The organism is Brevundimonas sp., assembly GCF_041648115.1.
Classification (GTDB): domain Bacteria; phylum Pseudomonadota; class Alphaproteobacteria; order Caulobacterales; family Caulobacteraceae; genus Brevundimonas.
In genome coordinates this window covers 55,867-79,148 of the sequence record NZ_JBAZPR010000004.1, presented here as the reverse complement: position 1 = coordinate 79,148, position 23,282 = coordinate 55,867, and the positions used below count along the sequence as shown (strand labels likewise).

22 protein-coding genes are annotated in these 23,282 nt (G+C 67.8%); 6 read left to right on the top strand and 16 right to left on the bottom strand.

Going from position 1 to position 23,282, the window contains the following annotated elements; all coding sequences use genetic code 11:
• Positions 1 to 3: 3 nt before the first annotated feature.
• The 4 genes from WC597_RS04820 to WC597_RS04805 all read right to left on the bottom strand — a co-directional run bounded on the left by WC597_RS04820 (position 4) and on the right by WC597_RS04805 (position 5,966).
• Positions 4 to 3,210, bottom strand: a complete 3,207-nt coding sequence (locus WC597_RS04820; protein ID WP_372692283.1) for an efflux RND transporter permease subunit — start codon at positions 3,208 to 3,210, stop codon at positions 4 to 6.
• Positions 3,210 to 4,316 carry an efflux RND transporter periplasmic adaptor subunit gene (locus tag WC597_RS04815; RefSeq protein WP_372692136.1) on the bottom strand — a complete coding sequence of 369 codons (1,107 nt, stop codon included), beginning with the start codon at positions 4,314 to 4,316 and terminating at the stop codon, positions 3,210 to 3,212. The genes WC597_RS04820 and WC597_RS04815 overlap by 1 nt, the downstream gene beginning before the upstream one ends.
• A gap of 112 nt (positions 4,317 to 4,428) precedes the next feature.
• The gene (locus tag WC597_RS04810) at positions 4,429 to 5,181 is read right to left on the bottom strand and encodes a hypothetical protein (protein WP_372692135.1); all 753 of its coding nucleotides are present in this window, start codon (positions 5,179 to 5,181) and stop codon (positions 4,429 to 4,431) included.
• A 20-nt stretch (positions 5,182 to 5,201) separates the two neighbouring features.
• Entirely contained in the window at positions 5,202 to 5,966 is a 765-nt protein-coding gene (locus tag WC597_RS04805) for a class II aldolase/adducin family protein (RefSeq protein WP_372692134.1), read from the bottom strand.
• Between the two features lie 175 nt (positions 5,967 to 6,141).
• Here WC597_RS04805 and WC597_RS04800 point away from each other — a divergent pair, with 175 nt between their 5' ends.
• The 3 genes from WC597_RS04800 (at position 6,142) to WC597_RS04790 (ending at position 8,637) form a co-directional block, all read left to right on the top strand.
• The gene (locus tag WC597_RS04800) at positions 6,142 to 7,269 is read left to right on the top strand and encodes a DUF2336 domain-containing protein (RefSeq protein WP_372692132.1); all 1,128 of its coding nucleotides are present in this window, start codon (positions 6,142 to 6,144) and stop codon (positions 7,267 to 7,269) included.
• A gap of 31 nt (positions 7,270 to 7,300) precedes the next feature.
• Positions 7,301 to 8,098 carry an NAD kinase gene (locus WC597_RS04795; RefSeq protein ID WP_372692131.1) on the top strand — a complete coding sequence of 266 codons (798 nt, stop codon included), beginning with the start codon at positions 7,301 to 7,303 and terminating at the stop codon, positions 8,096 to 8,098.
• Between the two features lie 62 nt (positions 8,099 to 8,160).
• Complete coding sequence (locus WC597_RS04790; RefSeq protein WP_372692130.1) at positions 8,161 to 8,637, top strand: Hpt domain-containing protein; 477 nt, start codon at positions 8,161 to 8,163, stop codon at positions 8,635 to 8,637.
• A 51-nt stretch (positions 8,638 to 8,688) separates the two neighbouring features.
• Here the strand turns inward: WC597_RS04790 and WC597_RS04785 are convergent, their stop codons facing one another.
• Both WC597_RS04785 and WC597_RS04780 read right to left on the bottom strand, forming a co-directional pair.
• Entirely contained in the window at positions 8,689 to 9,828 is a 1,140-nt protein-coding gene (locus WC597_RS04785) for a DUF2336 domain-containing protein (protein ID WP_372692129.1), read from the bottom strand.
• An 88-nt stretch (positions 9,829 to 9,916) separates the two neighbouring features.
• Complete coding sequence (locus tag WC597_RS04780; protein WP_372692127.1) at positions 9,917 to 10,714, bottom strand: transglycosylase SLT domain-containing protein; 798 nt, start codon at positions 10,712 to 10,714, stop codon at positions 9,917 to 9,919.
• A gap of 167 nt (positions 10,715 to 10,881) precedes the next feature.
• Between WC597_RS04780 and WC597_RS04775 the strand changes: the two genes are divergently transcribed.
• Positions 10,882 to 11,616 carry a TonB family protein gene (locus WC597_RS04775; protein ID WP_372692126.1) on the top strand — a complete coding sequence of 245 codons (735 nt, stop codon included), beginning with the start codon at positions 10,882 to 10,884 and terminating at the stop codon, positions 11,614 to 11,616.
• Here WC597_RS04775 and WC597_RS04770 read toward each other — a convergent pair.
• On the bottom strand, positions 11,613 to 12,623 hold the full coding sequence (locus WC597_RS04770; protein WP_372692125.1) for an NAD(P)/FAD-dependent oxidoreductase: 1,011 nt from the start codon (positions 12,621 to 12,623) through the stop codon (positions 11,613 to 11,615). The two genes, WC597_RS04775 and WC597_RS04770, sit on opposite strands and share 4 nt — an antisense overlap.
• A 50-nt stretch (positions 12,624 to 12,673) precedes the next feature.
• Positions 12,674 to 14,521: a phosphoenolpyruvate carboxykinase (GTP) gene (locus WC597_RS04765; RefSeq protein ID WP_372692124.1), complete on the bottom strand. Its 1,848-nt coding sequence runs from the start codon at positions 14,519 to 14,521 to the stop codon at positions 12,674 to 12,676.
• Between the two features lie 196 nt (positions 14,522 to 14,717).
• On the opposite strand from WC597_RS04765, the gene WC597_RS04760 reads away from it, so the two are divergent.
• The gene (locus WC597_RS04760) at positions 14,718 to 15,353 is read left to right on the top strand and encodes a DUF938 domain-containing protein (protein ID WP_372692123.1); all 636 of its coding nucleotides are present in this window, start codon (positions 14,718 to 14,720) and stop codon (positions 15,351 to 15,353) included.
• A 1-nt stretch (position 15,354) separates the two neighbouring features.
• On the opposite strand, the gene WC597_RS04755 is transcribed toward WC597_RS04760, so the two are convergent.
• Positions 15,355 to 15,846: a hypothetical protein gene (locus WC597_RS04755; protein ID WP_372692122.1), complete on the bottom strand. Its 492-nt coding sequence runs from the start codon at positions 15,844 to 15,846 to the stop codon at positions 15,355 to 15,357.
• 279 nt (positions 15,847 to 16,125) lie between these two features.
• Here WC597_RS04755 and WC597_RS04750 point away from each other — a divergent pair, with 279 nt between their 5' ends.
• Complete coding sequence (locus tag WC597_RS04750) at positions 16,126 to 16,893, top strand: pseudouridine synthase (protein ID WP_372692120.1); 768 nt, start codon at positions 16,126 to 16,128, stop codon at positions 16,891 to 16,893.
• Positions 16,894 to 16,902: 9 nt separating this feature from the next.
• Here WC597_RS04750 and WC597_RS04745 read toward each other — a convergent pair whose 3' ends face one another.
• The 7 genes from WC597_RS04745 to WC597_RS04715 all read right to left on the bottom strand — a co-directional run bounded on the left by WC597_RS04745 (position 16,903) and on the right by WC597_RS04715 (position 23,280).
• Positions 16,903 to 17,655 carry an ATP12 family chaperone protein gene (locus WC597_RS04745; RefSeq protein WP_372692119.1) on the bottom strand — a complete coding sequence of 251 codons (753 nt, stop codon included), beginning with the start codon at positions 17,653 to 17,655 and terminating at the stop codon, positions 16,903 to 16,905.
• A gap of 16 nt (positions 17,656 to 17,671) precedes the next feature.
• A complete protein-coding gene (locus WC597_RS04740) occupies positions 17,672 to 19,168 on the bottom strand; it encodes a putative 2OG-Fe(II) oxygenase (RefSeq protein ID WP_372692118.1) in 1,497 nt (498 codons plus the stop codon).
• Positions 19,165 to 20,145 (bottom strand): RluA family pseudouridine synthase, encoded by a 981-nt coding sequence (locus WC597_RS04735; RefSeq protein WP_372692282.1) that lies wholly within the window; start codon positions 20,143 to 20,145, stop codon positions 19,165 to 19,167. Before WC597_RS04735 ends, WC597_RS04740 begins: the two co-directional genes overlap by 4 nt.
• Positions 20,146 to 20,219: 74 nt before the next feature.
• Positions 20,220 to 20,615, bottom strand: a complete 396-nt coding sequence (gene crcB / locus WC597_RS04730; protein WP_372692117.1) for a fluoride efflux transporter CrcB — start codon at positions 20,613 to 20,615, stop codon at positions 20,220 to 20,222.
• A 40-nt stretch (positions 20,616 to 20,655) separates the two neighbouring features.
• Positions 20,656 to 21,144 (bottom strand): hypothetical protein, encoded by a 489-nt coding sequence (locus tag WC597_RS04725; protein WP_159850755.1) that lies wholly within the window; start codon positions 21,142 to 21,144, stop codon positions 20,656 to 20,658.
• A gap of 65 nt (positions 21,145 to 21,209) precedes the next feature.
• Positions 21,210 to 21,935, bottom strand: a complete 726-nt coding sequence (locus WC597_RS04720; RefSeq protein ID WP_372692115.1) for an RluA family pseudouridine synthase — start codon at positions 21,933 to 21,935, stop codon at positions 21,210 to 21,212.
• A gap of 16 nt (positions 21,936 to 21,951) precedes the next feature.
• Positions 21,952 to 23,280, bottom strand: a complete 1,329-nt coding sequence (locus WC597_RS04715) for a replication-associated recombination protein A (protein WP_372692114.1) — start codon at positions 23,278 to 23,280, stop codon at positions 21,952 to 21,954.
• Positions 23,281 to 23,282: the final 2 nt, after the last annotated feature.

Below are 23,282 nucleotides of genomic sequence, written 5' to 3'. Positions count from 1 at the left end.
CCCTCAGCCTTCGGGCAGTTCCTTGGGTCCGCCGTCGCGCATTTCCTGGGCTTCCCATTCCTCGATCTTGCGGGCGGTCCATTCCGGCGACTTGGTGAAGCGCGCCAGGACGCCATAGATCACGGGCACCACAAACAGGGTCAGGACGGTGGCGAAGATGGCGCCGGTGAAGATCACCACGCCGATCGTCTGACGGCTGCCGGCGCCTGCGCCTTGCCACAGCACCAGCGGCAGGGCGCCGAAAGCCGTCGCGATCGAGGTCATGATGATCGGCCGCAGACGCAGCGACGACGACTCGATAATCGCCTCCCGAATCGACCGGCCCTGGTCGCGCAGTTGGTTGGCGAACTCGACGATCAGAATGCCGTTCTTGGCCGCCACCCCGATCAGGATGATCAGGCCGATCTGGCTGTAGATGTTCAGGCTGGAACCCGCCATCAACAGGCCGAACAGGCCGCCCGCCGCCGCCAGCGGCACCGTCAGCATTATGACCGCCGGCGTGATCCAGCTTTCGAACTGGGCCGCCAGCACCAGGAAGACCAGCAGCAAAGCGAGGCCGAAGGCCGCGAGGACCGCCCCGCCGGCCTCCTGCTGATCGCGCGCCGCCCCGCCCCACTGGGTCACGACAGTCCCTTGCGGCTGTTTGGCCGCCTCGGCCCCAAGGAATTGGATCGCGTCGTCGATGGTCGTACCGGGGTTGAGGTCGGCCTGCAGCGAGATCGACCGCTGGCGATCCAGACGGCGACGGTCCGGCGTGTCGCCGGTGGTCTTGGTCGTCACCACCGCCGACAGCGGCACCAGCTGCCCGCCGCCGGTCGCGACGTACAGGGCCTCCAGGTCCGAGACCTCGCGCCGGTTGTCGCGCTCGGTCTGCAGGATGACATCGTATTCCTGGCCGCCCTTGATGTAGGTCGTGGCGCGGCGGGATCCGAACATGGTCTCCAGCGTGCGGCCGATGGACTGGGACGACACGCCCAGCGCCGCCGCCTTCTGCGGATCGACATCGACCAGCAGGCGCGGCGAGTTCGGCTCATAGTTCAGGCGCGGGCGCGAGAAGCCGGGATTAGCCTGGGCCGCAGTCAGCAGCGGCTGAAGCCAGGCGTAAATCTGCTGATAGTCGCTGCCCGTGGCGATCAGTTCGATGGAGTTGGAGTTGCCGCCCCCGCGCTGGAAGGCGCCGGGGGTCGAGGCGTTGACCTGGGCGGCCGTCTGGCTGCGCAGCTTGACGTTCAGCTCCTGGGCGATCTTGGCGGCCGATCGGTCGCGCTTGGACCAGTCGGCCAGGGTCAGGACGGCGTTGCCGGAGTTGAAGCTGCCGCCGCCAAAGCCGGGCGCCGAGACCAGATAGCTATCCGCCTCGCCGCTGGCCTTGTATTCGGCCAGCAGGGGCTCCAGCCCCAGCATGATCTTGCGGGTATAGTCGAAGCCGGCGCCCTCGGGCCCGGCGACGCGCACGGTGACCCGACCGCGATCCTCGTCCGGCACCAGTTCGTTGGGCAGGGTCAGGAAAATGCCCCCCGCCCCCGCCGCCACCAGCAGGATCAGGGCGCCGACGCCGATCACGGCGATGCGACGGCCCAGCATCATGTCCAGCGACCGCGCATAGGAGCGTTTCAGCCGATCCATGCCCCAGTCCACCCGACGCGCGACCCAGCCGCCAGTGTGCGCCGGCTTCAGGATCTTGGACGCCAGCATCGGCGACAGGCTGAGCGCCAGGAAGGCCGAGAAGGCCACGGCCGCTGCGATCGCCGCCGCCAGTTCGACGAACAGCCGTCCGACATAGCCCGGCAGGAACAGCAGCGGCGCGAACACCGACAGCAGGACGATGGTCGTCGCCACGACGGCGAAGAAGACCTGACGCGCACCGCGTTCCGCCGCGACCAGTGGCGGCTCGCCCAGGTCCAGACGACGCTGGATGTTCTCGACCACCACGATGGCGTCATCCACCACCAGACCGATGGCCAAAACCAGGGCCAGCAAAGTCAGAAGGTTCAGCGAGAAACCCAATGGCGCCAGAACGATGAAGGTCGCCAGCAGGCAGATGGGCGCCACGATGGACGGGATCAGCGCCGCACGCAGGCTGCCCAGGAAGATGAAGTTGACCAGGGCCACCAGGGCCATCGAAATGCCGATGGTGATCCAGACCTCGTCGATGGCGTGCGAGGTGAAGACCGAGTTGTCCGACCCGATCTCGATCGTCACGCCCGGCGGCAGGCTGGGCCGGATATCGTCGATCATCGCATGGACGCCGTCCGAGATGGCGAGGTCGTTCGACTGGGCCTGACGGGTCACGGCCAGACCGATCTGATCCATGCCGTTGCCGCGGAACAGGCGGCGACCCTCTTCCGGCGCCTCCTCCACCCGGGCGATATCGCCCAGGCGCGTCACATAGGTGGGCTGGCCCTGGACGATCGCCGAAGTCCCGCTGCCTGTGCCCGTGGCGACCGACACCGAGGTCGTGGCCGAACCGCGTGTGCCGATGGGCAGTTGGCGGAAGTCGTCGGGCCGGGCGTAGGTGCGGGCGACGCGGACGGTGTAGTCCTTGTCCGTCGATTCCAGCGAACCGGCCGGCAGTTCGACATTCTGGTTGGTCAGGGCCGTCTCGACGTCGTTGACCGTCAGGCCGCGCGCCGCCATGGCGGCGGAATCCAGCCAGACCCGCATCGAATAGCGCTGCTCGCCATAGATGTTGACCTGGGCCACGCCCGGAACCGTCGCCATCCGGTCGATCAGATAGCGGTCGGCATAGTCAGTCAGCTGCAGCCGGTTCATGCTGGTCGAGCGCAGGAAGACGATGATGATTGGCTGGCTGTCGGAATCGGCCTTGGCCACTTCGGGCGGATCGGCCTGATCCGGCAGGCGACCGACCACCCGACTGACGCGGTCGCGCACGTCGTTGGCGGCGTCGTCGATGTTGCGGTCCAGCGAGAACTCGATGTTCACGTTCGAGCGGCCGTCGCGGCTGGTCGAGTTGATGCGTTCGACGCCCTGGATGCCGGCGATCTGCTGCTCGACCGGCTCGGTGATCCGGCTCTCGATCACTTCGGCCGAGGCGCCGGCGTAGGTAGTGTTGACCGAGACGATGGGCGGATCGACGTCCGGCAGTTCACGCACCGGCAGGAAGAAGAAGGCCGCCGCGCCGATCACGCACAGCACGATGGCGGCGACGGCCGCGAAGACGGGCCGCCGGACCGAAACGTCGGACAGCATCATTGGGCGGCGCCCGACTTGCGGTCGGCGCCCGCGACGCTGACCGGCGCACCCGGCTGGATACGGTTCAGGCCCGAGCCGACGATGCGGTCGCCCGCCTCGATGCCCGACAGGATTTCGACGAAGCCGTTCTCGACCGCGCCGGTCTCGACCTCGACCCGCTGGGCGGTCGAGCCGTTCTGACCCGGCGCGATGCGGTAGACGAAGGCGCCGGCGCCCTCATATTGCACGGCCGATTCCGGGGCCGCGGCCGCCTGGTGCTGGCCCTGCTGGACCACGACGCGCAGCAGCATGCCGGGGCGGATGCGACCGCCGGGATTGGCGAACTCGGCGCGGGCCGTGGCCGCGCGGGTCGTTTCGTTGACGCGGGTGTCGATCAGGGCGATCCGGCCCTGGAAGGGTTCGTCGCCATAGGCGTCGGCCGTCGCCGTCAGCTGGGCGCCGGGCTGCAGCAGGTTCAGATACCGCTCCGGCAGCGGGAAATCGACGCGAATGGTCGAGGTGTCGTCCAGCGTCGTGATGACGGCGCCCGGATTGATCAGCGTGCCCGGCGTCACCGTCGTCAGGCCCACGCGGCCAGCGAAAGGCGCGCGGATGACGCGATCCCCGCGTCGCGCCTGAGCGGCCTCAAGCGACGCGCGGGCGGTTTCCAGCCCCGTCTCGGCCTGTTCCAGCAACACCTGAGGCGCAATGCCCCTATCGGCCAGCACCTTGTAGCGATCATATTCCCGCTGGGCCTGATTGACGTTCGCGCGAGCCTCGATGATGACGGCGTCTTCCTCACGCGCCTGTAGCTCGACCAGGGGCGCGCCGGTCGAGACGACCTGGCCGTCGGTGAACAGGATGCGGGTGATCAGTTCGGTGGTGGCGGAGGTGATGTTGACCGACCTCTGTCCCCGCGCCACACCCAGCACCCGGATCTGGTCCGAGAATTGACGCTGGGCCACCACCGCCTGCGACACCTGCTGGCCGCCGCGTCGCGCGCCGCCCGCGCCCGGCGCCTGGGCCGACTTGTCATCTGTGGTGGTGATCTTGATGATGGCGGCGATGACCATCAGCCCCAGCAAAATGGCTGCGGCGATGAGGAAGAAGTGACGTTTGATCACGCGGGAGTCTCTCGGTCAGGGGGACGCCGCATGCATTACCGGGTAATGAAGTGCGCGCAATGTTACGTATCAGTAACGTGGCGGATCACATTCTCCGTCGCAGAAATCTTCCCTAAAAACGACGCCACAGCGCCAGAACCGGCCCACGGGCGATGGCGGCCTCGCGCCCTGCGACGGTTTGTCTCCATCCGGCCTGCACCCTCCAGCCGCCGAAATCGCGCACGACCGAGGTTTCCAGCGACAGCCAGCGCGACCCGCCGTCCGCCGCCCCGCCGAAGGCTTGACCCAGCACCATCCAGTCGCGACCGATGCGGGCGCCCGCAGTGGCGTCGATGCGGGTCTCATCCGGCAGGCCGTCACGCAGGCGACGCGCGGCCTGAAGCTCGACGAACGACCCGTCCATGCCCCAGCGCTTGCCCATGTCGCCCAGCGACCGGCCGACCGAAACCCGCGCCTCCCAGTCGTGTTCGCCGACGCCCGGCTGGGCATAGCCGGCGTTGCGCCCCTCCCCGGCCCAGGTGTAACCGCCGTACAGGCTGACGGCGTTACGGTCGTCGCGCCAGACCTGCCAGGTCGCGCCGATCTCGATGGGACCGCGCCCGTTGTAATCGACGAAGGCGTCCTCGCCGTCCTGCCAGTCGGCCTTCAACTGCAGGGTCAGCCGGTCCGATGCGCCATATTCGGCGAACAGGCCCAGCGCCGCGTCGCGCCGCTCGCCCGGCAGGTCGCGCTCTTCGCCAGAGGCGTCGAAACCGGTGTCGGCGCTCAGCCGCTCATATTTGACGATCGCCTGCCCCTTGCCCTTGGGCTGGGTCCAGGCGCCGGCGAAAGCCTGGGCGGGCGCCAGCGCACTTAGCGCCAGCACCGCCGCAGCCCAGGCGAGACCTAGGCGTCGTAACCCGGCGACTTGCGATCCAGCTGACGCAGGGCGCCCGGCCAGGCCAGGGCCGAGATGAAGCCGATGCCCCGTCCCTGCTCTTTCGTCTCCGCCTGCGCCTCGTCGGGGGCCAGCAGGATGTGCTGACGCCCGCCCGACAGGGCCGCGACCTGCTGTGCGCAGGCCCTCTCCAGGAAGAAGATGCCGATCCATGCCTGAGCCGCCGTTTCCCCGACCGCCAGCGTGCCGTGGTTTCGCAGCAGCATCAGCGGTTTGTCCCCCAGATCGGCCACCAGACGTTCGCGTTCGTCATGGTTCAAGGCCAACCCCTCGTACCCATGATACGCAACCTGATACTGTAGTAAACACGCGTTCTGGCTGATCGGCAGCAAACCTTCCGCCTGAGCCGCGACGCCGACGCCGTTCACCGTATGCAGGTGGATGACGAACCTGGCGTCGTCGCGTGCCGCGTGGACGGCCGAGTGGATGGTGAAGCCCGCCGGATTGATGAAGTTGGCCGTGTCCTGGACGATGTTCCCCTCCAGATCGACCTTCACCAGCGACGAGGCCGTGATCTCTTCGAAATAGAAGCCGTAGGGATTGATCAGGAAATGATGCTCGGGCCCCGGCACGCGCGCCGAGATATGGGTGAAGATCATGTCGTCCCAGCCGTGCAGCGCGACCAGCCGATACAGGGCCGCCAGCTCAACGCGGACCTGCCATTCGGCCTCGGACACGCGGGATTTGATCGAAGGACTCGTTCCGTCCGCCATGGTTTCCTCCTGCCTCTGAACGGGCTTTGAGGAACCGTCCCCCTGCACGCCAGCGCCGTCAACCCGCCTTGACCGATGTTGACGCGACGTCACTGGCCGTTCGTCAGCTTTGCTTAACGCCGTCTTCACGACCCCGCCTTATGGTTAAGCATCGTCGTCGGTTCGGGGAGCCGCTGTGTCTGTCGTTCAATTGGAGACGCCCCGCGACGCCTGGGACGACCGGACTGTTTCCCAACTCCTGATCCTGGCGCAAAGTCGCTCGGCGGAGGATCGCCAGCGGTTACTGCTGAAGGTCACCTCCCTTTGCGAAGCGACGCACCCGCCGGCCGAGGTCGGCCCGCTGCTCAGCGACATCTTCCTGACGTTGGCGGCCCAGGCCGAGCGGGACATCCGACTGGCCCTGTCCGAACGCATCGCCGGCGTCGATTGGGTGCCGCCCGCCCTGATCAACATGCTGGCGCTGGACGAGATCGAGATCGCCCGCCCGGTCATCACCGCTAGCCCCCTGCTGAAGGACGCCGACCTGATCCGGCTGCTGATCGAGGCGACGCTGGAACATCAGATCGCCGTGGCGCGCCGGCCCCAACTGTCTCGCCCGGTAGCGGACACGATCATCGACCGCGGCGAGGCCGTGACCATGACGGCCCTGGCGTCGAACCGTTCGGCGGACATCAGCGAAGAGGCCATGCGCAAGCTGGTTGACCATTCGCGCCGCATCGCCGGCCTGCGTGCGCCGTTGACGCGCCATCCCCGGCTGAACGAACAACTGGCCCAGCAGCTCTATCAGTGGGTCGGCCAGGCCTTGCGCCAGTCGATCGGCGAACGGTTCCGCATCGACGACGCCCAACTGAACGCCGCCGTCCAGCAGGCCGCCGCCAAGGCCGTGGGCAGCCCGGAATGGCGCACCTCACCCACCAGTCGGCTGGTCGAGGATCGCGAACGCTCTGACATGGAACGTCGCCTGGTGGACAAGCTGCAGGCCGCCGGCCAGTTGCGTCCCGGCCTGCTCGTCCGCGCGTTGCGGGAACAGCGGTTCGAACTGTTCGAACAGGCGCTCGCGGCCCTGGGCGGTTTCAGCGACGCCCAGGTCCATCACGCCGTACGCGCCCCGACCGCCGAACCCCTCTATCTGGCTTGTATCGCCGTGGGCGTGGACAAGGCCGTCTTCGCCTCCCTGCTGGTCGAGGTGCGCAAACTGTCAGGCGGAATGCCTGCCGACGGCGGCTGGACGGCGACGCCGATGAACGCCCATTCGGCCTCTCGCGCCTTCCGCCAGATGATGGAAAAGCCCGCGATCGTTTGACTTCGCGCTCAAGCTCGGCTCACGTCCCGCCGTGACCCAGCCCAGTCCCTCCTCCCCCATACCAGCCTCGCCCTCGCTGGCCTTCGTCGCCAGCGACCGCTCTGAGGCCCAGGCGGCGCGCAAGGCCCTGATCGCGCGCTATGGCGCCGTGTCCGAGCTGGAGGCCGACGTCATCGTGGCCCTGGGCGGCGACGGTCAGATGCTGGAGACGCTGCACGGCAACCTGCGCCAGCGCACGCCCGTCTATGGGATGAACCGCGGCTCGGTCGGCTTCCTGATGAACGACTACGAGGAAGAGGGCCTACTGGAGCGAATCACAGCCGCCGAACGCACCGTCATCCATCCCCTGCAGATGGACGCCTGGACCGAGAGCGGCGAGGTCCATACCGGCCTGGCCATCAACGAAGTCTCGCTGCTGCGCCAGACGCGCCAGACTGCAAAGCTGCGGATCACCGTCGACGAGCGGGTGCGGCTGGAAGAACTATCCTGCGACGGCTGCCTGGTGGCGACGCCGGCGGGATCGACCGCCTATAATCTGTCGGCGCATGGCCCGATCATTCCGCTGGACGCCCGCATCCTGGCCCTGACGCCGATCAGCGCGTTTCGGCCCCGCCGCTGGCGGGGCGCCCTGTTGTCGCACGGCGCCAAGGTGCGGTTCGAAGTGCTGGAGGCCGACAAACGCCCGGTCTCGGCCACCGCCGACAACTTCGAAGTCCGGCGCGTCGCCCGCGTCGAGGTGCGTGAGCGACGAGATCTGACGCTGACCATGCTGTTCGACGCCGGTCGCTCGTTCGACGAACGCGTGATGGCCGAACAGTTCGCCAACTGATCCGGTCACGGGTTCTTAAGTCCGATCCCGTAAGTTTGCATCAAAGTCCTATGGAGCCCGCCATGAGCAATCCGGCGCAGATCACCCCCCCGACGAACGCCCTGCGCATGAAAGTCGGCGGCGGTTTCGGCATCAATGCCGACGCCATCGCCCGCGCCGAAGAGGCGCTGAAGGCCATGTCGGCCCAGTTCGGCCAGTGGCTGAACGACGAGATCGTCAAGCTGGACAAGGCCCAGGCCGACATCCGTGAACAGGGCTACACCCCGACCACCGCCGAAGCCCTGTATTTTCGCGCCCATGACCTGAAAGGCCTGGGCACGACCTACGAATATCCGCTGGTGACGCGCATCGCCGGTTCGCTGTGCAAGATGCTGGACGATGCCGACCGCCGCATGGCCGCGCCGGTCGCCGTGCTTGACGCCCACATCGACGCCATCCGCGCCGTGGTCCGCGACCAGATCAAGACGGACGAACACCCCACCGGTCGCGCTCTGGCCGAAACCCTGGAAGCCCGCGTCGCAGACTATCTCGCAGGCTGAACGTCCCTCCAGCCGTTTGCGAAAGGCCCGCCGACTTGGCGGGCCTTCTTCTTATGCAGCGTTGGCGGCGCTGAGGGACAATGACGGCGACTGGTCCAGCCGCTCCATCAGATAGGCCAGGTCGTCGCGTTGGACGTTGGGCCGCTGGGTCAGGAACCGCTCCAGCATCTGCTCGCGGAAATAGGCGCTGGACGTATCGATCCCCTCGGACGCCAGCGCCCGCCAGGTATCGACCCCGGCGCGGAAGGCCTGGAACAGGCGTGGCGGCAGGCCCGCCCGATCATAGATGGCCTTCAGCCCCAGCGGCCCGGCGTCATGCACCATAAGCCAGGCCCGGTGGTGGGGCGTATTGGCCAGCTCGGCCAGGCCATGTTCGAACATCGCCATCTGACCGCGCGCCAATCCACGCAACAGAAGCGAGGCGTTCAGGACGCGACGCGCATTCAGATGGGTCATGAAGGCGGCTAGATCCGAACTGACGGCGGCCTGATCGACCAGATCGACGGTCGTTCTCTCGCGCGCATATTGCGCCAGACGAATAGCGGTTTCAGGCGCGACGGCATGGCGGCTGATCAGATGTTCGCGCACCGCGTCGCTGGCCAGTTGGATCAGGCGCTCGGTCACGCTCAGCGGCAGAACCTGGCGATAGGCCAAGGCCGTCAGCACCTCTGGCGTCTCTGTGAAACGATCGACAACGGCCGCCAGGGCGGCTTCCGACAGGTCAGCGTTGTCGTTCGCCGCCACGGTGCGAACCGCCTGTTCGCAGCCTTCCTCGGCCAGCACGGTCGCGACATCGCGCGAGACCCGCGACCGCCCCGCCACCGCGACCTGACGCACCACCGACCCGGCGCGCACGATCTCGATCAGATCCTCGTCGCTGAAGGCCGGAGAAGAGGCGATGATCGGCAGGGCGATGCTGTCCAGATCGCCGGCCAGCTTGCGCGCCACATCATTGGGGATCAGGTCCGACGCCTTCAGCGTGACGGCCATGGCGCGTCGCACCAGTTCGGCCGCGTCGTTGGCCAGCAGCCGCAGAATCTTCTGCGCCGCCACCCGGTCGTCCTCGTCCAGATCGGCGCGTTCCATGTTGCGGCACAGCTTGTGCGCCGCCTCGGCGCGCTCGTCGTCGTCCGTCGCCTTGATGAGGCGTCGAATGTCCACTTCTGTCAGGCGTGCGCGGAAGGCGGTCATGGACGGCTCGTCATGGAATCGGGCGTTGATCCCAGAATGAGACTGCCATGCTTAACGGGCAGTTTACCATCGGTTGCCAAGTGACGACTCAGGTCGATTGTTTGCCATTTGGCGAGAAAGCGCCGCCGAAGCCGTTGCTGGACGACCCATCCTGACCCAGCAGCAGGGCCAGCAGCCCCTGGTCCTGCTTCAACCGGTCCATCCGCGCCGCCAGCATTTGATCCTTGTCGCTCAGACTCGGCACGGCGTATTTGGTTTCGCCCGTCCCGGCCGCCGGCGCGCCCTCGCCCGCCGTGCGTTGCAGATTGGCGTGAACCTCGGCGACCGTGGCGGGGCGGCCGCTCCGGTAAAATATGCTGCGATTGGCCCGCGCTGCGTCGGGGAACAGGGCCACGGCGCTGGCGCCCGGATTGCGATCCATCGCCTGCATCAGGCCCGCCGCCCCTGCCGGACCCAGGAAGTGGGCGGCATATAGATCGCCCGCCCCCGGTTCCTTGCCCGTCCGCCCACGCAGATAGGCCGCGTTGGACGCCGTCAGTTCGGCCGCCATGGTCGAGGCGGCTTGGGGGTCGAACCTCAGATCCAGCACGACATTTCGCGCCGAACCGTCCACTCGCCAGCGACCGTCGCTGCCTCTTTGGATCAGGTCAGCATACTGACCATAACCGTGCTGGGCGCCGTGCTGTTTGACGGTGCCGAGCCAGGTCTGCTCGATGAATTGGAACAGGCCGGCCGCCGAAGAGGTCGGCGCCTTGGCGGACGGGTTCATGGCGCTTTCGCGACGCGCCGTCTTAATCAGAAAATCATAGTCCACGCCCACGGCGTTCGACGCGCGCCGAATGGCCGCCTCTACCCCGCCTGCCGATGGAATCGCTCCGATGCCCATGTGCGGATGGTCGGCGAACGTAGTTAACCAACCCTTAATTCTTAACGCCACCGTTAACGGATCGACATTGGTCGAACCCCGAAACATCCGCCGTAAAGCCGCCACAACCTGCGCGCTCAACTTGCAGTTACGGGCGCTGCGGGGGCGGTGAACGAGGGCGTGAAGCCATGATGATCCGTGCCGCCAGTGGACCCGGCTTGATCAGCCCCATCGACTTCGGGGAACGCAAGAAACCCATCCCGCGCTGGATGCTGGGCGCCATCGGCGTCTCGGTCGTCCTGCACGTCGCGGCGGGGGTGGTGCTGTATAACCAGCGGTTCGAACTGAGTGGAATGACCGATCAGATCCCAGATGAGCCGATCTTCAGGGTCACGATGGAAACACCACCCAAACCCAAGCCATTGCCGTCGCCAGCAACGGCGGCGCCGCCGACGCCGATCCACAAGCCGCTTCTGACCGTGCCGACCACGATGCCCCCCGTCCCGCTGGCGCCGCCTGAGCCCGGCGTCACTACCGCTCAGCCGGGCTTGCCAACCATCAGCGTCGCCCCGACCGGTGTCGAAGGCGGCACAGCCACGGTCGAGACCCCGCCCCGCCCGCCCTCGGTGATCAACAATCCGACCTGGGCCAGCCGCCCGTCGCCGGCGCAGATGGCGCGCGCCTATCCGACACGCGCGGCGGAAAACGGCACGCCGGGTTCCGCCAGCCTCAGTTGCATCGTGGGCGTGAGCGGCGGTCTAACCGGCTGCCGCGTCGTGGGCGAGACCCCCAGCGGCCAAGGCTTCGGCCGCGCCGCCCAGGGTCTGACGCGCGACTTCCGCATGAACCCGCGCACCGTGGACGGCCGACCCGTCGACGGCGCCACGGTCAACTTCACCGTCCGCTTCGCAATGGCGGGCTAGAACCGACCAGGATCGAGGGCGCGGGCTTCCATCAAGGCCGCCCGCCCCTCGATCACATCGGCCACGATCGCGCCCACCAGCGGCCCCAGCAGCCAGCCGTTGCGACGCGGCGCCAGGGCCATGAGCAGACCCTGCCCGCCCGGCGCGGCGCCCGCCAGCGGCAGACCGTCCGCCGTAGCCCCGCGCACGCCCGCGCGCCATTGTATGTCCACCGGCTCGGGCGACCGGTCCAGCACGCGCCACGCCGCCTGGGCCAGTCGTTCGGATGTCTCGGCATCCGGCCCCGTGTCTCGCCGCCCCGGCTCCATCGTCGCCCCGATTACCGCACCCGAGGCCATCGGCGCGACATAGGCCCCCGGCCCGCGCACCACATGATCCACCAGATCTCGGGCCGCGACGCCGATCTGTCCCCGGATCGGCTGGATGCCGTCGATCAAAACTCGCGCGGCCTCAGGCAGCCCCGCGACGGCCTCGCCCGCGCCCGTCGCCAGCACCACCGCCTCGGCGTCCAAAGTCAGGTCGCCGACAGAGACCCGCCAGCTGCGGTCGGTGCGGGCGATACCCGTCACCCGCCCTATAACGACGGCCTCGCCCAGCGCCTGTTTCAGCGCCGACAGCGCCTGTTCGGGATCGACCTGATAATCCTCGTCGGTCGTGATACGGTCGCCCTCGCGCCGAGCTTTGAAGCCCAGCGCGCGCAGCCTAGCCTCCATCCCGTCCGCGTCGCCGCCCCGCCACTCGGCCGGTCGATGCGCCAGAACGATCCCCGCCGCCGCCGCGAACGCGGGCCACAGGTCGCGCCCTGCCCGAAACAGCAGGGCGTGATCGGGCGACACGTCGTCGATGGCCGATTCCATCGCCGGCGCAATCATCCCCGCCGCGACCAGGGAGGCGTTCACCTCCCCCGGATCGATCACCACCATCGCCCGGCCGCGCCGATGCAGTTCGAACGCGGTGCAAAGGCCAAGCACGCCGGCGCCGACGATCACGATGGGAGAGGAAGACATCACGGGCCGTCTGATCAACCCGCGACGCCCCTATTGCAAGATGCCGACGCCTATTCCGCCGCCATCGAGGCCGCGCCAGCTTCATCCAGGCGCGCGACCAGGGCCGTATGCTGGTCCCACAGGGCGGTCGGCAGACGGTCGCCGAACTGGCGATAGAAGTCCGGGATGAGCGCCGCCTCCTCGGCCCAGACGCCCGCATCGACATCCAGCAGGATCGACAGCTGCGCCGGCGTCAGATCCAGACCCGACAGGTCCAGGGCTGCCACGGACGGAACACGCCCCACCGCGGTCTCCACCGCCTCGGCCTCGCCGTCGATCCGCTCGCTAATCCACTTCAACACGCGCGCATTGTCGCCGAATCCGGGCCAGACAAACCGCCCGTCCTGATCCTTCCTGAACCAGTTGACGAAGAAGATGCGAGGCAGCTTCGACGCGTCGCGCCCCTGCCCCATCTTCAGCCAATGCGAGAAATAATCGCCCATGTTGTAGCCGCAGAAGGGCAGCATGGCGAAGGGATCACGGCGAAGCTCCCCCACCTTGTTCTCGGCCGCCGCCGTGCCTTCGGACGCCACGGTCGAGCCCATGAAGACGCCGTGCTCCCAATCGAACGCCTCGGTCACCAGAGGCACGGCGCTGGCCCGCCGGCCGCCGAACAGGATGGCGTCGATCGGCACGCCCCTGGGGTCTTCCCACTCCGGCGCGATGGCCGGGCACTGGCGGGCGGGCGCGGCGAAGCGGGCGTTTGGGTGCGCCGCCGGTTCGCCGGACGCGGGGTCGTGCGGCTGGCCCTTCCAGTTCGTCAGGCCTTCGGGCGCGGTCTTGGTCAGCCCCTCCCACCACACGTCGCCGTCCGCCGTCAGGGCGGTGTTGGTGAAGATGGTGTTGGACGCCAGGGTCTCCAGCGCATTGTGGTTGGTGTTGCGGCTGGTGCCGGGCGCGACGCCGAAGAAGCCGGCCTCGGGGTTCACGGCATACAGCCGCCCGTCCTGGCCGAACCGCATCCAGGCGATGTCGTCGCCGATGGTCTCGGCCTTCCAGCCCGGCAGGCTGGGTTGCAGCATGGCCAGGTTCGTCTTGCCGCAGGCGCTCGGGAAGGCGGCGGCCACATATTTCGCGCGCCCCTTCGGATCGGTCAGCTTCAGGATCAGCATATGCTCGGCCAGCCACCCCTCGTCGCGGGCCATGATCGAGGCGATGCGGAGGGCGTAGCATTTCTTGCCCAGCAGGGCGTTGCCGCCATAGCCCGAGCCATAGGACCAGATTTCCCGCGTCTCGGGGAAATGCACGATCCATTTGTCGTCATTGCAGGGCCAGGGCACGTCGGCCTGCCGTTCGACCAACGGCGCGCCCAGCGTATGGACGGCCGGCACGAACACGCCGCTGTCGCCCAACTGGTCCAGCGCCGGCTTGCCCATGCGCGTCATCACCCCCATCGACAGGGCGACATAGCCGCTGTCGGTGATCTCGACGCCCAGGGCGCTGATGGCCGATCCCAGCGGCCCCATGCAGAAGGGCACGACATACATCGTCCGCCCCGCCATGCAGCCGTCGAACAGGCCGTCCAGGCGCTCGCGCATCTCTACCGGATCGGCCCAGTTGTTTGTGGGACCGGCATCGGCCTCGTCGTCCGAGCAGATGAAGGTCCGGCTCTCGACCCGCGCCACGTCGCGGGGATCGGATGCGGCGTAATAGCAGCCCGGCCGCTTGTCCTGATCCAGCGCCTTCAACGTGCCCTTGGCCAGCAGGTCGGCGGTGATGGCCTGTTTCTCGTCCTGCGACCCGTCGCACCAGTGGACGCGGGCAGGCTGGGTCAGGGCGGCGATCTGCTCGACCCAGGCGACGAGGCCAGGGTGGGCGGTCGGCGCCGGATGGAGTCCGGGCGTGGTGGAAATAGACAAGGGCGTCTCCTGAACGAACAGGCCCGACGATCTGACGCCGTCGTGACCTTCAGCACGCGACGATCACGCACTGTTACAGCCGAAATGCTCCGGTCTTTCCACCGCGTCAAACCGTGCAAGAAAGCGCCGCTGTCCACCGGTGTCGTCGGCAAAAGATCGCAGGTGTCAGGGGCGCGCGTGGACGCTAGAAGGGCGTGTGCAAACGCTGGATTCCATCTCCGCCCTGCCCGACGGGGCTCTCAGTTCGCCCGCTGCGCGTCGCAATGCGGAGGCGATTCTTCGCGTGCTTCGCGCTCATATGCCCGCGCGCGGATCGGTGTTGGAAATCGCCTCGGGATCTGGCGAACATGCCACCGCCTTCGCCGCCGCGATGCCCGGCCTGAACTGGACGCCCAGCGACCCCAGCGAACAGGCGCGAGACAGCATAGCCGCCTGGACGCACCAACTCGCGCTGGCGAACCTGAACCCGCCGCTGGCGCTCGACGCCGCCGATCCGGCGACATGGCCAAAAGGACCGTTCGACGCCCTCTATTGTGCGAACATGACGCACATCAGCCCCTGGTCGGCGACCGAGGGGCTGATGGATTTGGCCGGTCGCGTCCTGCGACGCCCCGGCGGTCTGCTGGCGCTCTATGGCCCCTATCGCGAGGCCGAAGTCGAGTTGGCGGCGTCGAACGCCGCCTTCGACGACAGTCTGAAGGCGCGAAACACGGAATGGGGTCTGCGCGACCGCGAGGCGGTCGAGGCCCTGGCCCGCGCGCATGGCCTTGCGGCCACGCTACGGGTTCAGATGCCGGCGAACAACCTCATCCTGCTGTTTCGCGCCGTCTGATTCAGGCGATCGCGCCGACGATCTTGGACAGTGCGCCGTTGTCGCTCAGCAGCGTCACGGCGCCGTCCTTGAACACCGCGCCATCGGCCTCGGCCGAAACGCCGAAGCTTTCGGCCGCCAGGGCCACGCCGTCGGCGAAGGCGATGACCGTCAGGCCGTTGGCGCGCGCCAGGTCGAGCAGCGACTTGATCGCCGCCAGCGACGCCTCGTCCGTCGAACCGCCCGGAACGACCAGGCCCTTCAACCGACCTTCGACAATGTCCTTGGCCGTCGCGGTGGCCAAAACGGTCACGCCGCCGGTGATCAGGCTGGCGTCGCCCGTCGAGATCGGGGCCAGGCCCACGCCTTCGGCTCGCAACGCGCCCTCCACGTCGCCCAGCTCGCCGAACGCCATGTCACGCCGCATCACCAGCCCCATGCGCAGACGGGTGGGAACAGGACGGTTGTAGCCGGTGCGACGGGGGCCTGCGGAAGATTTGTTTTGAGCGAACAAGACGTCTCCTTGGTATGTTTCAATACTGATCCAGATCCGACAAGCGACGCTGTCGAACCGCCCACGCCAATGATCAGAAAAAAGAAAATCGACGGGTCCGACGACTGTCGTCCCGCACTCTGGATCATTTGTGGAATGCCGTCAGATATAGTGACGATCCCGCCAGGATCAACCTGCCAATTCCAACAGACTGGCCTTCCTGATCCTGAAAACCGTGTCCGGCTTGCTCGCGCCCTCGCCCGGCTCTAGACAGCGACATCGACTGGACGACGGAATCGCATGGCCTTCACCCGCACCTATGACGGCGACGAACCGGTTCGCGTGAACAAGTGGCTAGGCCAGACCGGCGTCTGTTCCCGGCGCGAGGCCGACACCCTGATCGCCAACGGCCTGGTCTCCATCGACGGCGAGACCATCAGCGATGCGGGCCGCAAGATTCAGCCCGGCGAGACCCTGACCCTGAACGACACAGCCCAGGCAGCCCTGGCGTCGGGCATGACCCTGGTGCTGCACAAACCGGTCGGTTACGTCTCGGGCCAGCCCGACCCCGGCAAGATTCCCGCCGTGCGCCTGCTGAACAAATCCAACCGCATCGGCGAGGGCGAAATCCCCGCCCGCGACGCCTCCCTGCCCCCCATCGGCCGACTGGACGAGGATTCGCGCGGCCTCTTGCTGCTGTCGTCCGACGGCGTCGTCGCCAAGGCGGTGATCGGTCCGGCGTCAGAGCTGGACAAGGAATATCTGGTCGTCGTCGACGGCTTGATCACCGAGGGCAAGCTCAGCCGCCTGCGACACGGCATGGAACTGAACGACAAGCCGCTCAAGCCCGCCCGCGTCACCCAGATCGGGCCGCAACGCCTGCGGTTCATCCTGGACGAGGGCAAATACCGCCAGATCCGCCGAATGTGCGACCTGGTCGGGCTGGAGGTCGTGGACCTGTATCGCATCCGCATTGGCCCGCTGGAGCTGGGCGATCTGCGCGAGGGCCGCTGGCGTCACCTGACGAACGAAGAGCGCGCGATGCTGATCGCCCACTCAGCATCCTGAGTTCAGCCCCTAATCCAAGGCTCTGAACCATTGATCCAGCAGTTGCGCCTCGGCGCGGCGCGCTTCGGTGCGTTCGGCGGCCTCGGCGTCCACGCCCCATTGTTCTTCCTGGAACAGCTCGTCGATCCGTGACAGGTCGAACGCCGTGCCGCCGTCCAGCGCGCCCCGCTCCACCGTCAGGGCCAGCACCGCCGATCCCAGCAACGGCACGGCCGTCGCCAACCCCGTCAGGCGGAAGTCGTCCAGCGACAGGGCGTGCGCCTTGACCCTCGCGATGGCGTCCGGCGACTGCGGCCGATGGACGATGCCGGCGACCGGCGTCAGAACCACCCCCATCTCGCGCGCGGCCCAGTCACGCCACGGCCCCCATTCCCGTGCCTGGCGCTCGACCAGCGGCGTCGGATGTTCGGCCAGGTAGCAGACCACGTCCGACCCGGCGTAGGCGGCGATCTCATCGGCCACCGGCTCGCGCGCCTGACCGATCCGGTCGATGGCGGTCGAGGCCAGGCGGGTCGCCGGCATGGTCGAGGGATCGAGGAACTTGCCCTGCGCCGCCCATTCGTCGGCGACCAGCTGGGCTGCGGCCTGTGTCGGCAGGACCAGCGCCGCCTTGTCCGGCGTCTTGGGTGTGCGCCCGTCCAACAGCACAGCCCAGCCGCCATCAGCATGCGGCCCCACGACCGCCTCCTTCCAGAAGCGCGAGATCCGATCCGGCGACTGTTCGACGAAACGCGGGCGATGCGGGGCGGGCTTGTCAGTCATGAAAGGTCCGTTGAAATCAGGCCGGCACGACGTCGAACGCCAGCGTCAGGCGCGACGCCTCGCCGCCGAACGGCTGGGTGCCGTGCCACATATAGGAAGGAAACAGCACCAGCGTCCCCGGTTGGGGCTGCACATGGTGTTCGGCTGCAAGGTTCGGCAGGCCCGGCGGCGCGCCGAACCGCAACCAGCCCTCGCGCCCCTCGCCTGCAACCTCATCTGTGATCACGGGCGGCAGTTCGATATGGCAGGCCGACGACAGCCAGCCGTTCGAATGGATATGGTCGGCGTGAAACCCGTTCGGCCGCAACCGCACCGACCAGCTGCCCTGGATGCGATAGTCTGCGGTGTTGCGCGCCCTCAACGGATCGTCGCCCTGACCGACCGCCGCCATATAGTCGCGGATCGGCTTGTCGATGGCCTGGAAGAAGGCCCGGATGGCGGGATCGTCGCTTTCGGACAGCGCAGCGGCAGTCTGCGATCCCCCGCGCAGCGACTGACCCACCGGATGGGTCTTCAGCGTGTGCAACTGATGCAGCGCACGCGCCAGATCGACCAGATACGCTTCCAGCGACGCCCACCCCTGCGGCGCCTCCAGCCGATAGGGACGCACGAAGGCGTCATAGTCGTACATCCGGCCATAGCGATGATCGCCCAGCATCCGCCAGGCCGTCGCCTGGAAGGCCAGCACATGCTGGTTCAACGGCTCTCGCACACGCAGCGCCTCGATCGGCGCCAGCGCCGCCTCGGCCTCGCCCAGGGCCAGCAAACATTCGGCCTGGGTCACCATGATCGCCGCGACCTCGCCTCCGGCCAGCGCCGCCGCCCGGTTCGCATGATCCAGCGCCAGGCGCGGATCCAGCGTCAGGCAGGCCTGCGCCGCCGCCAGCTCTCCCGGCCCGTCCAGCGGCCCGGCGACCAGCGTGCGATAGGCCCGCTCCACCTCCCCGGCGTATTCCAGCAGCCGCGCCTTGATCTGACGTGGCGTAGGCACGTCGGGCGATGCCGCGATGGCGGCGTCCAGCGGCGAGCAGGCGGCCTCCAGATCGGCGTCACGCATCCAGATCAACTGGCTAAGATCGCGCAGCGCATCGCCATAGCCGGGTCGCCGCGCCAGCGCCTGACGATAGGCGTCTTCCGCCTCATCGAACCGGCTCTGCGCCTGCATCGCGCGCGCCAGCACCAGCCAGGTCTCCGGCGCATCCCCGCCGATGGCCATCGCCCCGCGACAGGCGGCCTCCGCCTCGGCCGCCCGGCCCAGATCGCCAAGGGTCGAGGCCAGATTGTGCCGCGCAGGCACGCTGTTCGGCCGAACCGCGATCAGTCGCTGGGACACCGCTGCGCTGTCCGCCAGACGCCCCGCCCGCTTCAGCAGATCGGCCTGAACCGACAACGCCTGCCACGGCGCATCGGCCTTCGCGACCACCGCCGCCAGAACCTGCAAGGCCTCGTCCAGCCGTCCGGCAACGGCCAGGGCCTTGGCCTGCTCGACCTGTGCCTGCCCGATAGCCGTCACCGGATTCGCTTCACGCCCAGGAAGGGATCGTCCTCCGCCTCGTCTTCGGAGAAGCCGAAGTGGGCGAAGCCGGCCTTCATCTCTGGGCTCAGCGGCGCCGTGACCTTCAGCACGCCGCCGCGCGGGTGGTCCAGTTCGATGCTGCGCGCGTGCAGTTGCAGCTTCAGCGGCCCGGACAGCTCCCTGGATTTCTCGTCGCCGTATTTCGGATCGCCCAGGATCGGGTGGCCGATCCCCGCCATGTGAGCGCGCAACTGGTGCGTCCGTCCGGTGAAGGGGCGCAGCGCCATCCACGACGCACGGTGCGAGGCGCGGCTGACGGTGCTGAACGCCGTCTCGGCCGGTTCGGCCTTGGGGTCCTTGCGCTCGGCCGGACGCATCATCTCGAAGTCGTTGATGCCAGTCTTCTTCAGCGGCATGTCGATCTGGCCTGAATAGGGTTTCGGATTGCCGATGACGATCGCCCAATAGGTCTTCTTGGCCTGACGCCGCGCGAATGCGCCGGCCAGCCGCTTGGCCGCCTCCGGCCCCTTGCCCAACAGCAGGACGCCCGAGGTGTCGCGGTCCAGACGGTGAACCAGGCGCGGCCGGTTGACCCCCTCGCCCCAGGCCGAAAGCAGGCGGTCCACATGACGGCTGGTCTTGGTGCCGCCCTGCACCGCCAGACCGTGCGGCTTGTTGATCGCAATGACCATGTCGTCCTCATAGAGGACCAGCGACTTGACGAACCGGATGTCCTGTTCGGACAGGGTGTGCATGTCCCCGGCCTGGCGCGAAGTGTCGTCGGGGATCGGCGGCACGCGCACGGCGGCCCCGGCCGTCAGGCGGCCTTCAGGCTTGATGCGGGCGCCATCGACGCGGATCTGGCCGCTGCGCGCCATCTTCTGCACCTGAATGTTCGACAGGTGCGGCCAGCGTCGACGGAACCAGCGGTCAAGGCGGATGCCGTCCTCGTCCTCGGCGACATAGATGGTCAGGACTTCGCGCTTCGGGGCGTCCTTTGCGGCGTCTTTTTCAGCCTCATGCGGCTCGTCGGCGGGAGAATAGTCGGTCAAAGCGGAGCTCCAAGGGCGCGGCGGGCGATCATCAGGCCGACGAAAAGGGCCAGGATAGCCAGGACGACCGAGCCGACCACATAGGCGCAAGCCAAACCGATCTGGCGGCGCTCGATCATCTGCACCGCCTCCAGCGAATAGGACGAAAAGGTCGTGAACCCGCCCAGCACGCCGACGGCGGCGAACAGTCTCACCGCCTCCTGTTGCGCCCCGCCCCGGAACGCCAGCCAACCGACCAGCAGGCCCATCAGCAGGCCGCCGACCACATTGGCCGCGAACGTGCCCCAAGGCCAGGCTGCGTTGGGCGCCAGCCGCCCGGCGGCCAGCCCCAGGCCATAGCGGGCGACGGAACCGATAGCCCCGCCTGCCGCGACGAGAAGAAAACGTGTCATCGTGCGGCCTTCTATACGCCGCACGCGCCGAAAGCGATGGTCAGCGCGGGATGGAACCCTGGACCGAGCGCGCATCATAGGCGTTGGGGCGATCCGGCTTCTGGCCCCGGCCCAGGACGACCTCCAACGTGGTCGATGTCGGCTGCGGGCCGCTGAAGTTCAGACCCACGCCCACCCCGACACCGGACGCGGAATAGCCGCCATACCGGCTGCTGCCGCCGCCGATGGACACGCTGGGGCGAACCCCGCCCGCCCCGCCCGGCCGACCGTCGGTCCAGCTCTGGGTCACCTCGAACCAGTCATAGCCCTGTTCGGTCGTCAGGTCGGCGGCGCGCAGCAAGGCCCAGTCGGCGACACGCCCGGCCGCCCCCACGCCGTTATAGCTGACGCGATAGCGGTTGGACTCGATCCGCTGCTCCGAGAACCCCTGCCCGCCCTGTCCCTGCTGGGCGCCATAGGGGGCCAGGCTGGCGCAGGCGCTCAGCGCAAGGGCGGACAGGCCGGTCAAGGCGATGGCAAGACGCTTCATCATAGGTATCCTTTTAAAGACATAGCGCCAAAACCGGCACGGCGTTCCCTAAAGAAACCGGTGACCTACAGGCCCAGCGCGGTACGCAGTTTGGCGAAATCCTCGGGCGGCGGCGCCTCGACCGTGGTCGTACCGCCCTCAGGATGGGGAAAACTCAGCTTGGCGGCGTGCAGCATCAGGCGCGGCGCCGGCCCGACCGGCGTGGTCAGGGCGCCGCCGTAACGCACATCCCCGATCAACGGCCGACCGATATGGGCCATATGCACCCGCAACTGATGCATCCGCCCGGTCAGCGGCTCCAGCTCGACCACCGCCCCCTCCGGCCCAGAGGCCAAGGTGCGATATTTGCTCTGCGATCCTTGCGCGCCCGGCGCATCGAACGCGACGACGCGCATATAGCTCTCGCGCCCGATCTCTTCGCGACGCAGCGGCGCGTCGATGGTCGAAGACGCCGGTTCGGGCGCGGCCGACAGCAGGGCCAGATACTGTTTTCGAAACCGCCGCATCTGCAGCGCCTTGCCCAGGAAACTCGCCGCCGGCTTGGTCTTGGCCGCCAGGATCACGCCCGAGGTATCGCGGTCCAGCCGATGCACCAGCTCCGGCCGCTTGCCGTTCGACCGCGCGAACGCCCACAGCAGATCGTCCAGCGTATGCGCCTTGATCCGCCCGCCCTGGCTGGACAGGCCCGACGGCTTGGAAAAGGCGATGACATGCGCATCCTCGTGAATCACCCACGAACGGACGGCGGCGATCTCATCCTCGGACAGGACGACGGGTTGGCGGGTTGTCATCGGGTGCTTCTAGAGGTCAGTCGCCCGCCGCGTCCACAGCGCCGTCCACCGCCATCCGCGCCCTCATCTCGGCCCAGCGGTCCAGCCGCGCCTTGACCTTCTCCTCATGCCCCTCGCCCTTGGGCTTGTAGAAGGTACGGCGCTCCATTTCGTCGGGGAAGAAGTTCGCGCCGGAGAAGCCCTCGGGCGTGTCCGGGTCGTACTGGTAGCCCTTGCCGTAGCCGAGCGACTTCATCAGCTTGGTCGGGGCGTTGCGGATATGGGCCGGCGGCATCAGCGAGCCGGTCTCATAGGCCGCCTTCCTGGCCGCCTTGAAGGCCTCGTAGACGCCCACCGACTTGGGCGCGGTCGCCAGGTGGACCACGGCCTGCGCCAGGGCCAGTTCGCCCTCGGGGCTGCCCAAAAAGTCGTAGGTGTCCTTGGCCGCATTGGCGACCAGGATCGACAGCGGGTCCGCCTCGCCGATGTCCTCGACCGCCATCCGCACGATCCGCCGCGCCAGATACAGCGGATCCTCGCCCCCGTTCAGCATCCGCGCCAACCAATACAGCGCCGCGTCCGGGTCCGACCCCCTCACCGATTTATGCAGGGCCGATATGAGGTTGTAGTGCTCTTCTCTCGACTTGTCGTAAGCCGGCGCCCGCCGCTGCAGCACCCCCGCCAGCCCCTGCACGTCCAGCATTTCGCCTTGCGGCAGGTCGAACAAGACTTCCGACATGGTCAGCAGGTATCGCCCGTCACCGTCGGCCAGGGCCAGCATCGCGTGGCGGGCCTCGGGCGACAGCGGCAGGGCCTTGTCCATATGCGCCTCGGCTCGTGCCAGCAGCTGATCCAAAGCCGCATCGTCCAGCCGCTTCAGCACATAGACCTGGCTGCGCGACAGCAGCGCCCCGTTCAGCTCGAAACTGGGATTCTCCGTCGTGGCCCCGACCAGGGTGACCACCCCCGCCTCGACGAAGGGCAGAAACCCGTCCTGCTGGGCGCGGTTGAAACGGTGGATTTCGTCCACGAACAGCAAGGTCGATTGCCCCGCCGCCCGCCGCATCCGCGCCGCCTCGAACGCCTTTTTCAGGTCCGCGACGCCGGAAAACACCGCGCTGATCGCCTGATATTCATAGCCCGCCGCCTGGGCCAGCAGCCGGGCGATGGTGGTCTTGCCTGTCCCCGGTGGTCCCCACAGGATCATCGAGCCCAGCCGCCCGGCCTCGATCATGCGTCGGATCGGCCCGCCGGGACCGAGCAGGTGATCCTGTCCCACCACCTCGTCCAGCGTGCGTGGGCGCAGGCGGTCGGCCAGGGGGGCGTCGGGGGGCAGAATGCCGGAGGCTTCGAACAGGTCGCTCATGT